This is a genomic window from Spartinivicinus marinus (assembly GCF_026309355.1).
GTDB classification, from domain to species: Bacteria; Pseudomonadota; Gammaproteobacteria; order Pseudomonadales; family Zooshikellaceae; genus Spartinivicinus; species Spartinivicinus marinus.
In genome coordinates this window covers 89,462-107,260 of sequence record NZ_JAPJZK010000004.1, presented here as the reverse complement: position 1 = coordinate 107,260, position 17,799 = coordinate 89,462, and the positions used below count along the sequence as shown (strand labels likewise).

Here is a 17,799-nt window from a genome sequence, read left to right as displayed (position 1 = left end):
GAAGAAAGTTTATAAAGTATGTGAGAATAAATTCATTAGTAAAAGCTGCACTAGTTAAACATATAATTTCTATTTTATATATTGTAGCAAGTGTAATATGGTTCATATTTTGGGGAATAGAGTTAATATTTTTAACTATGCCGTTACCTTTAGCGAAAATAGGTGGAATAATAATTTCGTATTTTATCCCAGTAATATACTTTTACTATGACTATAAAAAGCTAAAAAGAGTGAGCCTTAGAAGAAACGTAATAAGAAAACAGTTTTGATAATAAATAATACTGCCACATAAAATACCATCCTAATCATGGTCTTATCGGCTGTTTTTGAGAAGACGACAGGAGAGGCGGGTAGGGGATGGAGCATTGAGGAGAGTAGTGGCTTAGGTATAGTGATAATTAGGTATAAGTTTGAGTCCCTATGATAGTTAGCTACCGAAAATCAACTTATATGGTATTATATAAAAGCATAATGGTAAGATATCAACTTATATTATTCGAGATCGAGTAAGGAAAACAAATTATAAATAATATTTTTTCACAATTAATCTCATTAATATAAATTTAAGTTACTCGATACTTTTTAATTTTTACATTAGTATTTGGTAACTATCTTAGTCTGAAGAGTTGTTTCGTTATTATATGATTATATGTTCTATTACCCACCCAATAATGGTTGTTCTAAGGGGTGGCTTTATTTTCCCGCACACATCCAAGGCCTGGAGCATTTAGGTGCCCAAAATATGACGAAAGTTGGGAGGCGATCTTACTAAAGACTTTATTTGTCTACCCACCAATGAGGTTGATAGTATGTATGGTTTTTTTTATAAAGCAAATAAATATATGATAATATCACTTTTATTATTTTATTCACATGCGTTTGGAAGTTCTAATTCGATAATGCAGATAACAGCTGACCTTCCTCCATTTACAGTAGAAGATAGTAAGGAACAACGTGGTTTTTTATACGAAATAGTAGGTTTGATGCACCAGCATGCAAATCTTCCCTATAAACCAAGATTTTCACCCTGGCCAAGAGCTCAAAAGACAGCAAGAGAAAAAAATAATTATTTAATTTTTGGGCTAACTCGTACTAAAAACAGAGAACCTAACTATTTATGGATTGTGAATCTTTTGTCTATAGAAGTCAGCTTTGTCATGATAACAGGTTCTCCTCCTAAGACGCTTGTAGAAGCAAAGCGACTTTCTATCAGTGTGGCTAGAGAAACCCCTTGGAGTCGTTTCTTGAATAAGAACAATTTTAAAAGAATACAGTTAGTTACCAAAGAAATTCAAAATGCTAGGATGTTAATTTATAACCGTGTTGACGCATGGTATGTTCCAACCGTAAGAGCATTTTATTTACTTAAAAAAGAAGATATTACAAGACAACCATCATATAGTATTTCGTTCCAAAATGAGGATTTATACCTTGCAGGTAGTTTAAAGCTTTCTAATGAAATCGTAGAGAAGCTTAGAAATGCTTTTGATACAGTAAAGAAAAACGGGTCATACGAAAAAATCTATAAAAAATATTTTATTTAGATTAAAATAATTAATAAAGGGTAGTGGGCTAGAAGGAGGGTTCGGTCGGATTGTTCTGGCTGTTCCACTCCCCCGAAACCCCAAGAGGTATGGCCATGATTCACACTATGTTCAGTAGTTCATAAACACTAGTTCTAATTAACTCTCTTTAGCATATAATTTAACATAAGATAGTTTATGCGAAGTTAACCTGTTACCGTCTTATAGAGTTATTACTAACTTAACTTTAAAGAGCGAGAGTCTCTGCTAGATGTTTGGTCAGGTTGCTGACTGTAGCCCTTATGATTAAAGGGATGTGGTGGATTACAGGTTATATTATGAGTAGTCTTCAGGCCTATAAAAAACAAACCCTGTAAAGCCTTCTGCCTCAAATTCCTGCTTAATACGATCATTTACAACAATAAGCGGCAAGAATTCTCCTAACCGGAAGATTTCAGGAAGTTTATCTTCATCTAGATCAATAAAAGCCAGCTTTTCAATAAAGAGAATAGAGCCTGTACTAGATAACACTAAGTCACAATTATCATAATCTAGACAATTAACAGCCCCTATAATATTGGCTATTTTATAGTCTATAGTCTCTTTTTTGGTGTTTTTCTCTATTAATTTAAGATCAAAATACTGTAAATTATTTATATCTAGCTCTTTTATTTTTTGTCTAATTTTTTCGTTAATAACCAACCCATGACACCCTAAAGCAGCAAGGTTATCAGTAAATACTTCGCCTGGCTCTTTTTCATAATTCAACGATATTTCAGGGTATGTATTAGTTATTTTTTCACCTTCTTCAAAGCTAAGGTCATGCACTTCAATATATTGAGGCGTTTCATAGATAATTATTTCATCATCATCTTGAAGTTCCGTTGCCATTATCCAGTACATTAAGAGTAATACTCTTCAGGTCTATAATACTTGAACCCTGAGTAATCTTGTTTATCCAAAGCTTTTTTAACTCTATCTGTTATGATCACTAATGGCAGAAATGATGATAACCTGAAGATTTCTGGTGGCTCCTGGTCACTGATATCTTTAAAAACAAAGCTTTCAACAAACTCTATATCGCCATCGTCCCAAAATGTTAAGTCAGATTTATCATAGTCCACACAATCATAGGTGCCGATAATATTTGCGATGTAGTAATCTTCAGTTGACTCCTTTGTTTTTTCATTAATCAGCTTAGTTTTAAAATACTGAATATTGTCCAACCCTAAGATTTCTAGTAAGCCTTTTACCTTGTTTCTAATCAGTAGGCCTCTAAAGCCTGGAGAAACTAAGTTATCTGTCATTATCTCATTAGGCTCAATTGTATAAAGCATTTCTATTTCTGGTATTATTCCTGTAACAGCAGATCCTTCTTCAAAGCTCCATTCATTTGTAGAAATGAGTGGAGGCGTGCCATCAAGGTAAAATTGATTATCATCAGACCTTTCACTTATTAGAATCCAGTACATACTTTTAGGCAATAAATCATCCATAATCTATGAGTCTAACCTTTGCGTCTACTCCATGATACCGAAGCATAGCAATAAGATTCCCATCTAAGTTTAAATCATCAGCATCAAATTCATCATAATCAAAGCTATCAACACTAGTCCTTGCTGAAATATGATAAGTTTTTAAAGGGGGATCATCTGCAGATAAGTATATAGTAAAACCAAAGCAAGAGGAAATATAAACCTCTTCTCCATCCCAATCGCCAGACTTATCAAGAGAAAACTTAGGAATCTGTAAAGCACTAGAAACCAATTTCAAAACTTCATCAATTCCAGAGTCAGACTCAATAGTTGCATCACCACTCATCATATATGTTTTAAGCTCAGTATTAGTTGACAATAATTTTTTTCCTTTTCTAACTGTCGGTTGATTGGAGTTCGGACTTTATATGGGTTACAGAGAGTAATCTTCAGGCTTATAAAATACAATCCCGGTAAATTTATGCTTTTCTAATTTTTTCTTAATTTTATCACTAACTATAACAATTGGTAGGAACTTGGCAAGTCTGAATATTTCCAAGCTATCTTTGTTATCAAAGTACTGAAAAACAAGCTTATCTATGAATTTGATACTTCCATCATCGCGCATAACTAGTTCAGACTTATCATAGTCCAAGCAGTTTATCCTGCCAACAATATTAGCTAATTTATAGTTGCCATTTTCTTCTTTACTGTCTTTATTTATTAGTCTGGTTTGATAATATTGGATGTTATTGACTTCCAAGTCATCTAACACAGACTTTACTCTATTGTGGATTAGTAGGCCATTGCAGCCAGGCGCAAAAAGATTATCTGTAAAAATTTCATTTGGTTGCATATCATAAAAAATATCAATCATTGGAAGTGTTGCAGCACAAAACAACCCTTCCTCAAAATTCAAGTCATATTGCTCAATAAGTGGGGGGGCATCCATCTATTTCAAGATCATCTTCACTTGTATATTCCGTTGCCATTATCCAGTACATTAAGAGCTAAACTCTTCAGGCTTACAAAAAACTAATCCTGTAAACCCTTTAGCTTCAAAAGCTTGCTTTATTCTGTCACTTGTAACTATAAGAGGTAAATACTCAGCTAGTCGGAATATTTCTGGTAGTTTACTCTCATCTAGCTCTTTAAAGACCATTTTTTCAATAAACATAATTCTTCCTGAACTAGTAGTTTCAAATACGCATTTATCTATATCAAGACAGTTAAAAGCACCAACAATGTTGGCTATTTTATAGCCTGAATTTTCCTCTTTAGTCGTTTTTTCAATAAGTCTTAAATCAAAGTATTGTATGTTGTTAATTTTTAAGGAATGCAATTCTTGAATAACTTTATTATTTAAAACCAGCCCATTACAGCCAAAAGCAGCAAGGCTATCAGTAAATATGTCGCCAGGCTCTTTTGCATAACTTAATGATATTTCAGGGTATGTGCTAGTGATTTTTTCACCTTCTTCAAAGCTAAGGTCGTACGCTTCAATATATGGAGGTGTATCGTAGATAACTATTTCATCATCATCTTGAGGTTCTACTGACATTATCCAATACATAAACTAGTCCTCATCCCTTTTCTTCATAATTTTTTCATATCGATTAATACTTTTTTCTTTATTATTAAAGGCTTTCCTAGATAACAAATATTCCCAATTAATAATTTTTCTTTTAACGATGCTGGACAGACTATCTAGGTCGTCTATAAGTTTTTTCTGGTTTAGTATGTTACCTTTTACATCTTTTTTACAATACTCTTTACACTCTTGGTTTATTACTTTCAGAGCTTTTAAAACTTTTGAATCATAAAGTTTTCTGCTATGTCGGCCTCTGTGTAACTGTAGATCATGTTGTACTATGTCAGCAATGAAGGAAGGTAGGCAAATACCATTGTTAGAATTATTAGCATCATATCCAATTAGTTTTGCATTATCTCGCAGCTGTGTTACCGAATCAAACAGTTTAATTGATATTAAATGATGTTTTTGAGTATGGTATTCAGGGTATATCATAGCTGCAGCTGTACCAGTATAGTTGGCATTAGGGGCTTCATCCTTGTAGTCAGCCAGAGTAGCATAACTGTTTCGGCCTGGACCATACAACACCCATGGCTCTAAGCCTGCACGTATCCAGTCAGAGTCATAAGTGTTATTTCTTTGAACACTGCCATTGCTTGGATATCTGATTTTTTTCTCATGATTGCCTTTACACTTATTCCATTCACATTTATATTTTTTATTCTCTTTCTCAGCTTCATCAGCCTGTTGTTTTTTCTCTCCTTCATTAAAGGATTTATTTTCTTCAATATGCTTAATTTGGTTTTTCTGCTGGTATTTTCTAGTGCCGCCCCATTGGTGAGCAGATAGTTTTTTTATTTTTTCTGCTATTTCCATTAATATATTGATTATGGCTTCAAGTAATTTCCCCCCTTTTCGGCCTGCTGCGGCTGTAAGTAATGTAGCAGCTGCAACGGGAGCGCCTACACCACCGGCAAGGGCACCGGCAGCAGTTCCGCCAGAAACAATCGTAGCATCAATACCTGTTTGAGTTGCCTGAGAGCTCAGTATTTCAGTCACTTCGTCAGGAGGGAGTACTTGCAATATTCTAAATGGAATGCTGGCAATTAACTCTCTGCTCTTCTCATCTCATCTGATAGCAGCAGTATAAGCATTTCCATTGCTTCACTGGCTTTTGCAAATCCTTTATTATCACGCTGCCAGGCTTGGAACTTCGTTTCTAACTCATCTACATTACCTGTCGCAATTGCATCAACTAGATCAGTTACATCAAGATCAACAGCATCCATTAAATCACCAAATTCTCCTAAATCTGGCACGTACTCAGAAAAGCCTTTTTTAACCCCGGTAGTTACTGATTTGGCTTGCTCCCAAGTCTTCTGTAAAAAAGTTTTTTGATCATACTCTTCTGCTTTGGCCTTATATTTTGCTAACTCCTTTTCAACAGCCTGTTTAAAAGCTTCTTTGATATCAGCTGGTGGCTCTTCTGCTTTAGGTTGGCTACGTGCTACCGCTAACATATGTTTGCCAATCTGTTTGGCTGCATCATCTAATACAAAAGCAAGCTGCTGGTAAGCACCGATGATTGAGTTTGCAGCTTCATTAAAAGCTGCTTCATCACCAAATGTAACCTGAGCCGGTAAATCTGGTGCATTTGGTATGGTTGCACAGCCTTTTTCATCCAAAACACCAGCAATACATTCATCATTACTGAAAGTGATCTTGAAAGGGGTTTTGCCTGCAGGCGTTTTTTCTAAATCGTCGTAAAACAGTTCTAGTTCAAGAGTTTTTTGTTTAGCTTCAGGCTCATCAGCTACACTATCAATGGCTTTATAAGCCAAGCTATCCAGGCTGACCTGCTTTGCTTTTTGAATCATTGGAAGGAGTGGAGGTTCTTGGTTGCTGTAAATGAAAATCTGGTTCCATTCGACGGCTTCAACAAAACGCTCTTCAAGTGCTTTTTCTGAAAGGTTCAGACCAAGTAAATACTGCATGATCGTGAGCCCATCTGTGTAGCCATCAGGCGATTTGCTGGAAAAGCCAATACAACGCCGGAAAAACTGACGTATTTGATGATTCCCAAGAAGCCCTTTGGGATGATAGCCCTCGCTAGGCTCATCAAAGCTTCTATGAAACTCGTAAATAGCGCCGTTTAAAAACTTAATACGGTAACGCATATTATTTGGCGCTCCTTAACTACTAACTGAAAGCACTGCTGTATAACAATCCGATATTTCAACAAGAATAGACCGTATGCCTGATAAGTAATACTCAACTTAGCAAAAGAGCCGTAAACCACGCCCAATGCAGCTAAAGGTAAAACGACTAGTGTTACCTACGGCCACGGGCACACCTACTAATGATGAAATACAGGGGGCTACATTAAAAGGCGAAGGTCAAACGCGCAAGAGCAGAAATGGTAAGTCTATAACAGAACTGCCGGTAGATAATTTGAGTCATTTGTATTTATTAATAATGATTTCCTAGCTTATGGGTTCGTCACAAGCTTAAGCTCACTTGAATCAACGCTGTATGCAAAAGGTCTAAGTAAATGATATTAGCGTTAAAAGAGTTTAATATTTAAACAGTTACTGGCCATTCGAGATAAACAGAAATCTCGTAAAAGCTCAGACAACTCCATATATTTCATCCCAAAGGTTTACTCCATCACACCACTTTTGGAGCCAATTTTCTAAACCGTCTTCCCAGTCGCCATCATAAATATTTGGGTCAAACAGTATTATTTCTCCAGTATCACAATCAAGGCAACTTCTGATTGCACAGCTCCAATCGTTTAGTGGTAATAGCCCTGCTGTTTTGTTAAAACTGGGAGACTCAGCTCTCCCAGTACCTTACCTGTTATGGCCAGAATAAGGCTTGTCTAATCTACCAAAAGCCTACCAGTCGAACAAGGGTTGCACATATTTTCCAGTGTAAATAATTACTTTGTTTATTGTTGAACATTTTTCGTTCATTTTATGAAAATATTTCTAGTTCTACTATGAATATTAGTCATATATAGTAATTATTAAAGAAATGTGAAGAATTACCCCTGTCTTGCTATTAATTTATTTGTTTATAATTCGATTGGTATTACGTGATGTAAATATTAATAAGGATTAATATTGATGGTTTTATGTAGTCATTATTTTGCCCTTTCGATAGATCAAATAAGCGATTATCGATATTCACCACAGTAGTTATACTCGGAAATTACGTCTCAATTTCTTCAATAACTCTATAAAGCCTTACAAAAATAAATCCATTTTTAAGGTAGCAATAACATGATAAGAAGTGCTAGATTAGTAACATTTTTTAGTTTGGTTTATTTTTCTCTGATTTACGAAACTTCTGCAAATACCTTAGCAAAAGGGAAAATTATACAGGTCTCTAACATGACTAGTCAGCCTGGAAACTTTGTAATTTATGTACAAGGGGCTGATAGTTACTCATGTAATAATAAATTGCTTATAGCTTTCCAGAAAATTAAATTGCAACGAAAATTCTGATTATGCGTCCAATAACTCGTCGTATAATCCAAATAAATTTAAAATCTCTTTGGGTGCATTTTCAAATTTCACTAGCATCTCATTGACCTTACCAACCAAATCTTCAAATGTTGGGAAGTATTGCAAATGGGTCCCTTTTTCTTTTATCTTCTTCCACAACATCTCAATTGGATTATAATCGGGAGAGTAGCTGGGTAAATTGTATACACTAATCCTTTTTTCATGTTTCTTGATAAAATCCTTCACAACTGCCCCTTTGTGGTAGGGAGCCCCATCTTGTATAAGAATAATTGGTTTTCTGGTATTTTTTAAAACTTCCTTTAAAAATTCAATATAGCACTCTCCATTCAGGCGACCTTCTACACCCTTTGAAAAGAATCGGCCTGTAAAATAGTCAATGAGTCCAAATACTTTATACCCTTTCCTTTTACCTGTGGTTTCAATCACAGGCTGTTGCCCGATAGGTGCCCAGGTATAGCTTAAAGTTCCCCACTGCGGAAACGAACATTCGTCACCAAACAAAACATAAGCATTCACTTTACCTGCTCGCTTGAGTATTTCTGGCCACTGCCTCTCAAGCCATTCCTGACGCTTTTCTTTATTCTGCTTGCTGGCCACGAACTTGGCTTTTTGGAACGAAAAACCAAGGCTTTTTAATAACTCACTAAGGTATTTGGCGCTATAAAATACGTTGAATCGCTCTTTGATTAAGTGCTGGATCATAGGCGATCGCCAGCAGGCTCCTGGGAAGCCAGATTTACCCGGACCGTCTTTAATCAACTTACAAAGCTCTTTTCTCTGGCTCTTTGTTAGTTTTGATGGTCTTCCTGATCGATGTTTGTCCAGCAAACCTTTTATTCCACTACTCAGGTAAACATTCAGCCATTGTCGTACAGCTTCTTTGCTTACTTTCAACACTTGAGCAACTATCTCGTGCTTGACCGAAAAATCATAACTGATTGATAAATAAGATAATTCATCATAAATCCGTCATCGAAGATTGCTATATTAAGTCCTCATAAAAATGAATCGGCCTAGGTTTTTAGTTAAAACCAGCCAAACTTCGCGGAGAATACGATATGAGGCAAGTCCAAAACCCACAACTTCAATTCGGCCAAACAGATATTACCGAGATCAAGTTTGACCCGAAGTCTAGAGATGATGTGCCTCAATTGTTAAAGGGATTACAGTACATTTATATTACACCCGAAGTTAGAGAGCAGGTATTCACTATTTTAGAGGAGTCTATAGTGGGTAAAACGAATCCAAGACTTGGAAGGCCAGGCATGGAACTTTGGAAAATACTGGTGATGGGGGTTTTGCGCATCAACTTAAATTGTGACTATGATCGTTTGCATGAATTAGTGAATCAGCATCGAACTATTCGAGCGATGTTAGGGCATGGTGTCAATTGGGAAGATCTGACAGAATATCACTTGCAGACCATAAAAGATAACGTCTCTCTTTTGACCCCAGAAATTCTGGACAAAATTAACACAGTTGTCGTCGAGACAGGGCATAAACTGTTAAAAAAAAACGAAGAAGCAAGCCTTGAAGGGCGTTGTGACTCATTTGTGGTAGAAACAGCTGTTCATTATCCCACTGATATCAGTTTATTATGGGATGCAATGAGAAAAGTGATTAATCAACTAGCTGATATGGGCGAAAACTACCATTTAAGTGATTGGCGACAACATAGGCACAATCTGAAGTCACTTAAAAAATGCTTTAATCAGGCAAGGCAAAGCAACCAATCAAAAGCAAAAAATGCCGATGACAAGAAACGTGAGACACATATCAACTATCTGAATAAAGCGCAATGGTTTATTGATAAAGCTGAACTCACATTGGATAAGCTTAAAGCCATAGCAGCCCCGATTTGGTTATTACGAAATATTGCCAACAATCTTTCTCATGCTAAACGGCAGGTGTCGCAAATTCACAGGCGAGTAGTCGAAGATGAAAAAGTCCCAGCTGATGAAAAAGTTTACTCAATATTTCAACCTCACACTGAGTGGGTGAGCAAAGGGAAAGCAGGGGTACCAGTGGAATTAGGTATTAAAGTGTGTGTTATGGAATGTCAGCATGGCTTTATTCTTCACCATCGTGTGATGGAAAAAGAGCAAGATGTTGATGTTGCCATCGTCATGATCAGAGCAACCAAAGCTAAATTCCCTGAGCTCAACCAGTGCAGTTTTGATAAAGGGTTTCATTCACCTGAGAATCAGTTGAAGTTGGCCGAAGAATTAAATCGGGTAGTGCTGCCTAAAAAAGGACGTTTATCAAAAAAGGAAACAGAACGTGAAAACGATGAGGCTTTCAAAAAAGCAAGAAAGCAGCACTCAGCGGTTGAGTCTGCTATTAATGCGCTTGAAGTACATGGCCTTGACCGATGTCCAGATAGCGGTATTAATGGCTTCAGGCGTTACGTTTCATTTGCTGTATTAGCACGAAATATCCAAAAGTTAGGTGCCTTATTGTATAAACAAGAAAAAGAGGAGCAATACCGTCAAGCCAAAAGAATACGTAAAAAAGCAGCTTAATAGTCCTTAACTGAGATTTAAAATAATTTTCCAGTGAGCCTTTGCCTAACTGGCTAGGTTTGGCTGTCTGTGAAAAGACGATTCTAAAGAAGCTTGATCAAAAAACAACCTTATTTTATATACCCAAGTCAAAAACAGTCATAAATGAGTAATATTAACTTATAAGACCAAAATAGTTGCCCCTTCAACTGGCAAACTAGACTACTTTTCTGTCAGGCACTATCTCTTTACAATGGCCATCTGCCAGTGAAAATAAGGCTAGTATTCGCTTTATTTCATTAAACTTGCCTTTTTTCTCTGACTTTTTCAGCTCGCTATCGAACAATTTTTTTTGTGCGTTAGTGAGTTTAAGTAAAAAATCCATTTTGTTCCCCCCATGCACATAAAGCCGCAAACTTTATGTGTCTTATATTCTTCTTGCTGAGGGCATATTATAATATTTCTGTAATAAGCTCTAACTTATTTATTGCCAACTTACTTTTCTGGAAGTCTATAGCATGTCAGAAAGCAATTACCCTGATAAAGGAAGCTTTAACAGGGCTTTTTCAATGGCATTAACAGCTTATGCTGCTGACTATGATGTAGCGGTTTATAGTGGTCCTGATGTACAAGACTGCTCACAATTACATGCACTTATGTTTTTAACAAAATAATTATTTATTTTAGCAAAAAAAATAATTTAAAAGAATATTTAAGTATTATGCCTAGATTTTTATATTTTAGTGTAATTTTCACCCTGTTATTGTCTACTACTAGTCATGCAGAAGCCCATGGTAAATCATTACTTCACGGCAGTAAAGTCTATATAAATGGTGAAAATATATATTTAAAAAGCACGAATAAAATTATTTTTATACATGGGGATATCATAACTCCCATCATGACTGGAGGTAATAAAGATGTAGAAATTTATCCTAGTAGTAGCCGCTCAATAAAAGATAACTTACCAAAAACCTGTCATGGCTCAGTTTGTTTAACAGAACTAAAAAGTCAGGAAAGGGTTGATGAATCTAGACTTATTGCCGCTGGATACAAATTGTCCACCAATGCTGTAAGCCTTTATAGTGGTGACTTTAATAAGAATGGTGAGAGAGATATTGTTTTACTCTATAAGGGTGGTAGACAACTTCTGTATGCTATTAAGGACTATAAAGATGGATATAAAGCAAGCAATATTCAAAATATCACGGATTATATAGCAATCAGTGATGTAACCCTTGAGATAGACGACCTCAACAGTGATGGATATGACGACATTATTGTCTATAAAGATGGTGCAATAAACACAGTTCTATACTCGGACAAACATGGTGTTTTTGCAAAACCAGAAGCTGAAAATGCAGTTAGTGCGGTATGGGCAGGCTTTAGAAAGCACCTAAAATCAGGTGATACTGTCGCTTTAGCAGAACTATTTACTGTTAACTCAAAACCTACCTATCAAAAGGCTTTCAACGATATTAAAGATAGTCTAGAGGAATTAAATAAAAAAATTATCTCTATTAATTTCGTATCTACTACGCCTGAGTATGCCATTGGATTAGTTGAATATAGGCGGACGGATGGAAACATACAGAAACAGTATGTTTATTTTCTCATGGAAGACGGAGGATGGAAAATTGAAGGACTATAAAATATTTACTTTGCTTGCTGTAGTATTTCTCCATGGTTGTGCAATTTACTCAGCTGCACCAGTTACAGGAGTGGTGAAGGATGCAGAAACACAGCAACCAATTGAGGGAGTAGCAGTACTAGCTATTTGGGGGCTACAGGGGGGGTATGAGGGTGACAACCCCATGGGGTTACTAGATACCAACTCAACCGTTACAGATAAAGAAGGGCGTTTTAATATACCTGGCTGGTCATTTGAGCCTGTTAATCTATTAAGCAAACGCGCTAATAATCGTAATCCTGTAGTTTTAATGTTTAAAGAAAACTACAGCCCTTATGTTTTTAATAACCGGGCTAGTGCTGATAGATATGGCATAAATCCAGCTCCTTGGCGCATTCAGTGCTGTTCAAGAAAAGAGCACTTTATAGAAAAGTTCACATTATCCAATAGAGAGTATCTTTTTAGCATTAATGAAAAATTCGAACCTCATTTAAGGTATTTAAGATTCCCATGGCTCTGTACTGGTGATAAAGCTTATAAGTTTGAGAAAGAGTTAAACAAGGTTGAAAACCGATTTACTAATAGAAGAGAAAATAAGTATAGAAATTTTGACCCTATTAGAAAAATAAATGAAAAAAATTGTTGGTTCTAAGTAGGATATTATGAAGTTTTTTAAATTAAATTTAATCTTTGGCACAATTGCTACCATATCAGCTACTCTGTCAACACATAGTACTGCTTATACCCAAAATGTTCATAGGTATTTGTCAAACTATGCAGCAAAAAACACAGCTTTAATGAAAAAAAATTTTTGGCTTAGCAAGGGGTTTGATAATATTGATAGTGATATTGGAGTACCTTACTTTCCTAATATTCCTTATTTAGCTGAAGATACTCAAAAGCATATGGCTGCTTTTGAGTTATTAGGTGAAGGTGCACATATTGAGGACACCAAAATTGATATAGGAGTATACTCAAACCACAGATCACTATACCATTTTTTTGATCCCCAATATGTTGATGACCATGGCAATCGTGGGCGTGGAATGCCTCAGCCAATACGCAAATCGATATCATCTCCAGACTGGATTTTAGAAGATCGATTTACTGTAGATCATCCACGCCATCACGTTCAACGGTTTTCATTTAGAGATGCCAAAGACGCTTATTTTAGAGCGCTAACTAGTCAAAGCAAGGGGGAACGTGATCAAGCGATGGGCCATGCATTACAAGCGTTAGGTCATGTTGTACACCATCTGCAGGATATGGCCCAGCCACAACATGCTAGGCTGGATGACCATTGTAATGAATACAAATGTGCTGTCATAAATAAATATCACCCCAGTTTGTATGAGGCGTATACAGATGACCAATTTGAATGTGGTAAATTTGATCAATCTAAACCTATTGGAGCGAGCTATTTATGTGAGAGAGAAGGAGAGGATATTTTTGGTCGCGCCGTGAAAATTAAACATAAAAAACCTACTACAAGGATCAGCATTCAAGGCTATCCTGCCGTAGAGTTTTCAAGAGCTAGAGATTTTTGGTTAAACAGCGATTATAACGGAATAGCAGAGCTATCCTCGTTTAATTTTGTTACACAGAATACTAGCTATAAAATTATCAACAATAACCCTAGTAACTCAATAGGAATTGACGACCTTATACCTACCAAATTCCCATTACCTGGCAATGAAAACCTAAGTCTAAATCTATACAATGATAACGATGCAGGCCGTATTTTATATGTCAGCAACTCATTTAGAGACAAATATACTAGGACGCAACACAAAACCAAAATAACAGGGTTTTCACTACTCAATGAAACCCTAAAAGTAAAGGGAAAAAATCCAATTGGTATAGTTGATCACAACATATTTGAAGATCGCTATAAAATCCTGCTACCCGCTGCTGTGGGCTATACCAAGGGAATGATCAATCACTTTTTTAAGGTCAACCTTGCTGTACAGAGAAAAGACAGAAAAATCACTATACAAAATCAGTCAAGCGTACCTATTCACGGTGATTTTTATCTTTATAAGACAGACAATGGACATCGTACCTTTACTAATCAAAAGTGGAATCTCAAGATTCCAGCAAAAGGTAAATCCAGTCAACTAGTCTTACCATCACAAGTTAAATCAGGCGACTTTCTAGTTGTGTTTAAAGGCCAAGCTGGTGGAGAACCCAATTTACCAGGTGCAGTCAGGTTTGAGATTGACAAACCTGCAACTCCTTGTGGCACTCCAGTAAAAGCAAAGGGAGGGACAGAAGGTTATTCTGGTATTCACTCATTAGGTGGCGAAGCAGGCGAAGTTACTATTTCATTTGAAGCTTATAAAGTACCTGACTCGCTTACCATAAGGAAACTCACAGGTGAAACTATTTTCCAAACCAACGGGTTAGTTTCAGGGCTTCACCAAAAAACGTTTTATTATAATCCTTCGGAGTTCAGTAATGAGCAAGTGGAAGTAGAGGTAAAAGGTAATCAAAACATTACTACAACCCAATGGCAATTAGGCATTGGCTGCCCTGGTAAGGGCTCTGCATTTGGACGTTTCAATGTGACAGGTGGTTATCGTTTTAACTCTATGGGTAGTTGGTCTTGTCATGCAAGATTAGCAATTGATGGGAAGCTACTGGAAGATAGAAGCAGCTGGAATACCTATTTATCTGAAGGCACCCACTCTGTTGAGTTTAAATATTCATGTTTTTGTGCAGACTCATGGGGGATTTGCAATGGTCCTGCAAACTTTTCTGCAGCCATCAATGCCGGTAATAACAACCTATTTTTAGAAAATGGTAGTTATCCTATAGAGATTACTAACACTGGCTTTATTAAAAAGGGAGTCTGGAGTAGTGGTGGCGGGCCTTTCTAAGAAAGGCCTTTTTACTATTAACTTAATATTATGTTGATGGTTATCCAGCTCTTAAACGAATGGAGTTGATTGTAGATACATGAGTTAAAATATACCTAAAAAAAATCAAACTATAAATACTGTAGAGAAAACTATGAGAAAACTGTTTACACTATTATTTTTATTAGTATTGACAAATTTTGTTTCTGCTGGCGTGTGTACAAACTGTAAGATTAAATCTATAGGGATTGGTCCCCATTATGATAATCTTTGCATCAAAAACGCATGCGCCTTTATCTTGGTAGAAGGAAACTTAAATGACATCGTCCCATGTTCAACTGGGTCTTGGCATTTTGTAGTAGATACTACTACTGACAGTGGAAAAAGTGCCTTATCACTGTTATTAATGGCGCATGCAGCAGATAAAAGAATCAGTATAGCTGGGGATGGTAGCTGCAATTATTCAAGGGAAGCTGAGACTTTTTTATATAGCTATTTGGCTGACAAGTAAACGACCTATCATCAAACTGAAGAGAAGTATACGATGAAAATATTTCAACTCTTTTTTATAATGCTATCAGTTAATATTGCCATAGCAGATCCGCTAGTTACTAATGCTAAAATAACTGGCATTGGCAACACGCCTGACGGTACAGAAAGTTTTTTTGTGACTACAAGCGGCGGCACTGGTCCATGTGCTACTGGCGTGATCGTTTTTCCTGAAAGTATTTCAAGTCAATCTAAGTTCAACAGAGCCTACAGTACAGCATTGACAGCATATACGACGGGCAATGAACGGGTAAATATTGAGACGTTAACAGCGGGTGAAACAAACTGTCGAATGGCTAGTTTTATTTACCTTCGCTAACAAAAAAGCCAGCTATTTTGCTGGCTTTTATCTACATAAAAAGTCCTAGCTCAAATGGCTTAAGGCGGTTTTCAAAACTTTCATTCCATCATCATTAACATAAACTACACGTTGACGATGATCATCAGCATAAGTCCCAGATTCAATAAAGCTGGCATTTGACTGCTTTCGTATTGTGTGGCCATTAAAAAGAGGCTCAATTACATCAGCAAAGTTATGATGAGACAGATTGAGCTTTTGTTTTATATCGGCTGATCTTAGAGGGCCTTCTTTGCCAAGAGTTAATAGTACAATTAACTGGTCAATTGTTAGGCTTGGGTCAATATCTCGAAAAACTTGTAGTGCGCTTGTTAGTGAGTCCGTTTTTAAGTCTGACATTTACCATTACTTCCAAAGTTTACACCTGTTGTATGGTGGATTATTTTACTAATAAATGCAACACAATAGATGCATAAAAAAATTTGTTATGAACTACAGAGGCAGGAGTTTATCCTTATTCTTAACCGTGACATGCTCATGATAGCTCAAAGCCAGTTAATTACTGCTCTTCTCCTTCATTCCTAGAGTGTAGCAAAACCCTAAGTAATTGATTTACAAGATGCAAACTGGTTAACTTTTATACAAAAGTTAACCAGTTTTTTGCTTTGGAAAGAGCTGGTTATATTTCTGAATATGAGCGTATCACATACAGACTTGGTTATTTTCACTAAACCATAATTCCTTTCTTTCAATCGGTGTTGTTTTAAATAAAAATGGACTTTTAAGCTTTATGATAGTTCGTTCTTTTAAATTAGTTTTTCTTATTGCATCACCATTCACTTCACAAAATATCCTATCAAAGGTGCCATCTTTTAATAAAATTGATAAACCTTCATAGAGTCTATTATTTAGTTTTATATTTTGTTTTGAAGTAAATAAATAGCTTGGTTTAGTGTAATGTAAAGCAAGTTTTTTCTCTACAATAAGTTCTGGAAGTAAATTTTTCCTTGCTTCTAACTCAGGAAAGGCTTCATTAATTCCTCTTGAATAGTAGTCGAATCGCTTACTATTAAGCATATGAAATAAACCTTCGTAAGTTGGACTTGAAATATAAGGAAGGTTATTTAGCTCCATGATGTTCCGATTTACCCAAGTATGGCCAAGCCCATTCGTATATTTTCTCAAGTCTTCGATAGATTTTACTTTACTAAATTTATTTTCATCTTCTTTTCTAATTAAAAAAATTCGGTAACCAACAATACCTTTTTGAATTGGTATATACACAGGTAACAAGTCTTCTTCGAGAGTCTTCGTAGTATCCAGCCAAGCAACTGTCACTAGTTGGTTTTCACTTTTTTTTAGTAGATCAATAACTCTAAGTTCGTTTATATAATCTGATGATGGTTTAAGTATATATTTTCCATATTTAGCTTCAGTTCTATTTAATGCTTCGAGTATCAAGGCGATAACTTCTTGTCTTCGAGTATCTGTTGCTGAATGTGGTTTCGGGTAGATATACACCATTGGGTCTGAGTTTGGTGATCCAAAAGTAGTAACTGATGTTAAAGCAAGTAGCATAGTTGCCTTTAATAGAAAAATTTTTATCTTATACATGGAGTAATATGTAGTTTCTTAGTATCGACATAATGAGTATAGAGCTAATATGAATGTAGTTGATCTGCGTGTCGTTTTCACCATAAGTTGGTAAAAGAACGCGAAAAGAACTCCATTTGTTGTCAGTTACACTAACAGTTAATAGTCATCATCGTTTAACAACTACCCTCTTGTCTCCTTTCCCTACGAATGCACTCTGCTCCCTTTCCAAAACCCGCCGATAACTCTTCTACTTAGCGGCAGTTACCGGGAAATATATGACAGTTTGGTTGTAGGTTGATCTATTTTGA

At 36.1% G+C, this 17,799-nt stretch carries 19 protein-coding genes; 8 read left to right on the top strand and 11 right to left on the bottom strand.

Annotated elements, in window-relative coordinates; translation table 11 throughout:
* The first annotated feature begins 809 nt into the window (after positions 1 to 809).
* Complete coding sequence (locus OQE68_RS30365) at positions 810 to 1,544, top strand: substrate-binding periplasmic protein (protein WP_266196050.1); 735 nt, start codon at positions 810 to 812, stop codon at positions 1,542 to 1,544.
* A 315-nt stretch (positions 1,545 to 1,859) separates the two neighbouring features.
* Here OQE68_RS30365 and OQE68_RS30360 read toward each other — a convergent pair whose 3' ends face one another.
* From OQE68_RS30360 to OQE68_RS30325, 8 genes are all read right to left on the bottom strand, one after another.
* Positions 1,860 to 2,426 carry an imm11 family protein gene (locus tag OQE68_RS30360; RefSeq protein ID WP_266196049.1) on the bottom strand — a complete coding sequence of 189 codons (567 nt, stop codon included), beginning with the start codon at positions 2,424 to 2,426 and terminating at the stop codon, positions 1,860 to 1,862.
* Complete coding sequence (locus OQE68_RS30355; RefSeq protein WP_180571935.1) at positions 2,426 to 3,019, bottom strand: imm11 family protein; 594 nt, start codon at positions 3,017 to 3,019, stop codon at positions 2,426 to 2,428. Before OQE68_RS30355 ends, OQE68_RS30360 begins: the two co-directional genes overlap by 1 nt.
* Positions 3,012 to 3,377 (bottom strand): hypothetical protein, encoded by a 366-nt coding sequence (locus tag OQE68_RS30350; RefSeq protein WP_266196048.1) that lies wholly within the window; start codon positions 3,375 to 3,377, stop codon positions 3,012 to 3,014. The genes OQE68_RS30355 and OQE68_RS30350 overlap by 8 nt, the downstream gene beginning before the upstream one ends.
* Positions 3,378 to 3,431: 54 nt before the next feature.
* Positions 3,432 to 3,917 carry an imm11 family protein gene (locus tag OQE68_RS30345; RefSeq protein ID WP_266196047.1) on the bottom strand — a complete coding sequence of 162 codons (486 nt, stop codon included), beginning with the start codon at positions 3,915 to 3,917 and terminating at the stop codon, positions 3,432 to 3,434.
* An 84-nt stretch (positions 3,918 to 4,001) separates the two neighbouring features.
* Positions 4,002 to 4,571, bottom strand: a complete 570-nt coding sequence (locus OQE68_RS30340) for an imm11 family protein (RefSeq protein ID WP_266196046.1) — start codon at positions 4,569 to 4,571, stop codon at positions 4,002 to 4,004.
* 3 nt (positions 4,572 to 4,574) lie between these two features.
* Positions 4,575 to 5,588, bottom strand: coding sequence for an AHH domain-containing protein (locus tag OQE68_RS31100; RefSeq protein WP_266196045.1), 1,014 nt, complete (start codon positions 5,586 to 5,588; stop codon positions 4,575 to 4,577).
* A gap of 47 nt (positions 5,589 to 5,635) precedes the next feature.
* Complete coding sequence (locus OQE68_RS30330; RefSeq protein ID WP_180571743.1) at positions 5,636 to 6,706, bottom strand: hypothetical protein; 1,071 nt, start codon at positions 6,704 to 6,706, stop codon at positions 5,636 to 5,638.
* 1,332 nt (positions 6,707 to 8,038) lie between these two features.
* On the bottom strand, positions 8,039 to 8,968 hold the full coding sequence (locus OQE68_RS30325) for an IS630 family transposase (RefSeq protein WP_266196052.1): 930 nt from the start codon (positions 8,966 to 8,968) through the stop codon (positions 8,039 to 8,041).
* 149 nt (positions 8,969 to 9,117) lie between these two features.
* On the opposite strand from OQE68_RS30325, the gene OQE68_RS30320 reads away from it, so the two are divergent.
* Positions 9,118 to 10,581, top strand: coding sequence for an ISNCY family transposase (locus OQE68_RS30320; RefSeq protein ID WP_266195432.1), 1,464 nt, complete (start codon positions 9,118 to 9,120; stop codon positions 10,579 to 10,581).
* Between the two features lie 196 nt (positions 10,582 to 10,777).
* On the opposite strand, the gene OQE68_RS30315 is transcribed toward OQE68_RS30320, so the two are convergent.
* Positions 10,778 to 10,945: a hypothetical protein gene (locus OQE68_RS30315; RefSeq protein WP_266196044.1), complete on the bottom strand. Its 168-nt coding sequence runs from the start codon at positions 10,943 to 10,945 to the stop codon at positions 10,778 to 10,780.
* Positions 10,946 to 11,078: 133 nt separating this feature from the next.
* Between OQE68_RS30315 and OQE68_RS30310 the strand changes: the two genes are divergently transcribed.
* The 6 genes from OQE68_RS30310 to OQE68_RS30285 all read left to right on the top strand — a co-directional run bounded on the left by OQE68_RS30310 (position 11,079) and on the right by OQE68_RS30285 (position 15,916).
* Complete coding sequence (locus OQE68_RS30310) at positions 11,079 to 11,234, top strand: hypothetical protein (RefSeq protein ID WP_180571498.1); 156 nt, start codon at positions 11,079 to 11,081, stop codon at positions 11,232 to 11,234.
* Positions 11,235 to 11,281: 47 nt separating this feature from the next.
* On the top strand, positions 11,282 to 12,211 hold the full coding sequence (locus tag OQE68_RS30305; RefSeq protein ID WP_180571499.1) for a hypothetical protein: 930 nt from the start codon (positions 11,282 to 11,284) through the stop codon (positions 12,209 to 12,211).
* Entirely contained in the window at positions 12,162 to 12,842 is a 681-nt protein-coding gene (locus tag OQE68_RS30300) for a peptidase associated/transthyretin-like domain-containing protein (RefSeq protein ID WP_266196043.1), read from the top strand. Before OQE68_RS30305 ends, OQE68_RS30300 begins: the two co-directional genes overlap by 50 nt.
* Positions 12,843 to 12,987: 145 nt before the next feature.
* On the top strand, positions 12,988 to 15,069 hold the full coding sequence (locus OQE68_RS30295; RefSeq protein ID WP_180571501.1) for a phospholipase C/P1 nuclease family protein: 2,082 nt from the start codon (positions 12,988 to 12,990) through the stop codon (positions 15,067 to 15,069).
* Positions 15,070 to 15,202: 133 nt separating this feature from the next.
* Positions 15,203 to 15,559, top strand: coding sequence for a hypothetical protein (locus OQE68_RS30290; protein WP_180571502.1), 357 nt, complete (start codon positions 15,203 to 15,205; stop codon positions 15,557 to 15,559).
* A 33-nt stretch (positions 15,560 to 15,592) separates the two neighbouring features.
* On the top strand, positions 15,593 to 15,916 hold the full coding sequence (locus tag OQE68_RS30285; RefSeq protein ID WP_180571503.1) for a DUF5992 family protein: 324 nt from the start codon (positions 15,593 to 15,595) through the stop codon (positions 15,914 to 15,916).
* A gap of 45 nt (positions 15,917 to 15,961) precedes the next feature.
* Here the strand turns inward: OQE68_RS30285 and OQE68_RS30280 are convergent, their stop codons facing one another.
* Positions 15,962 to 16,294 (bottom strand): hypothetical protein, encoded by a 333-nt coding sequence (locus OQE68_RS30280; protein WP_180571504.1) that lies wholly within the window; start codon positions 16,292 to 16,294, stop codon positions 15,962 to 15,964.
* 303 nt (positions 16,295 to 16,597) lie between these two features.
* Positions 16,598 to 17,509, bottom strand: a complete 912-nt coding sequence (locus OQE68_RS30275; RefSeq protein WP_266195950.1) for a type 2 periplasmic-binding domain-containing protein — start codon at positions 17,507 to 17,509, stop codon at positions 16,598 to 16,600.
* Positions 17,510 to 17,799 lie beyond the last annotated feature (290 nt).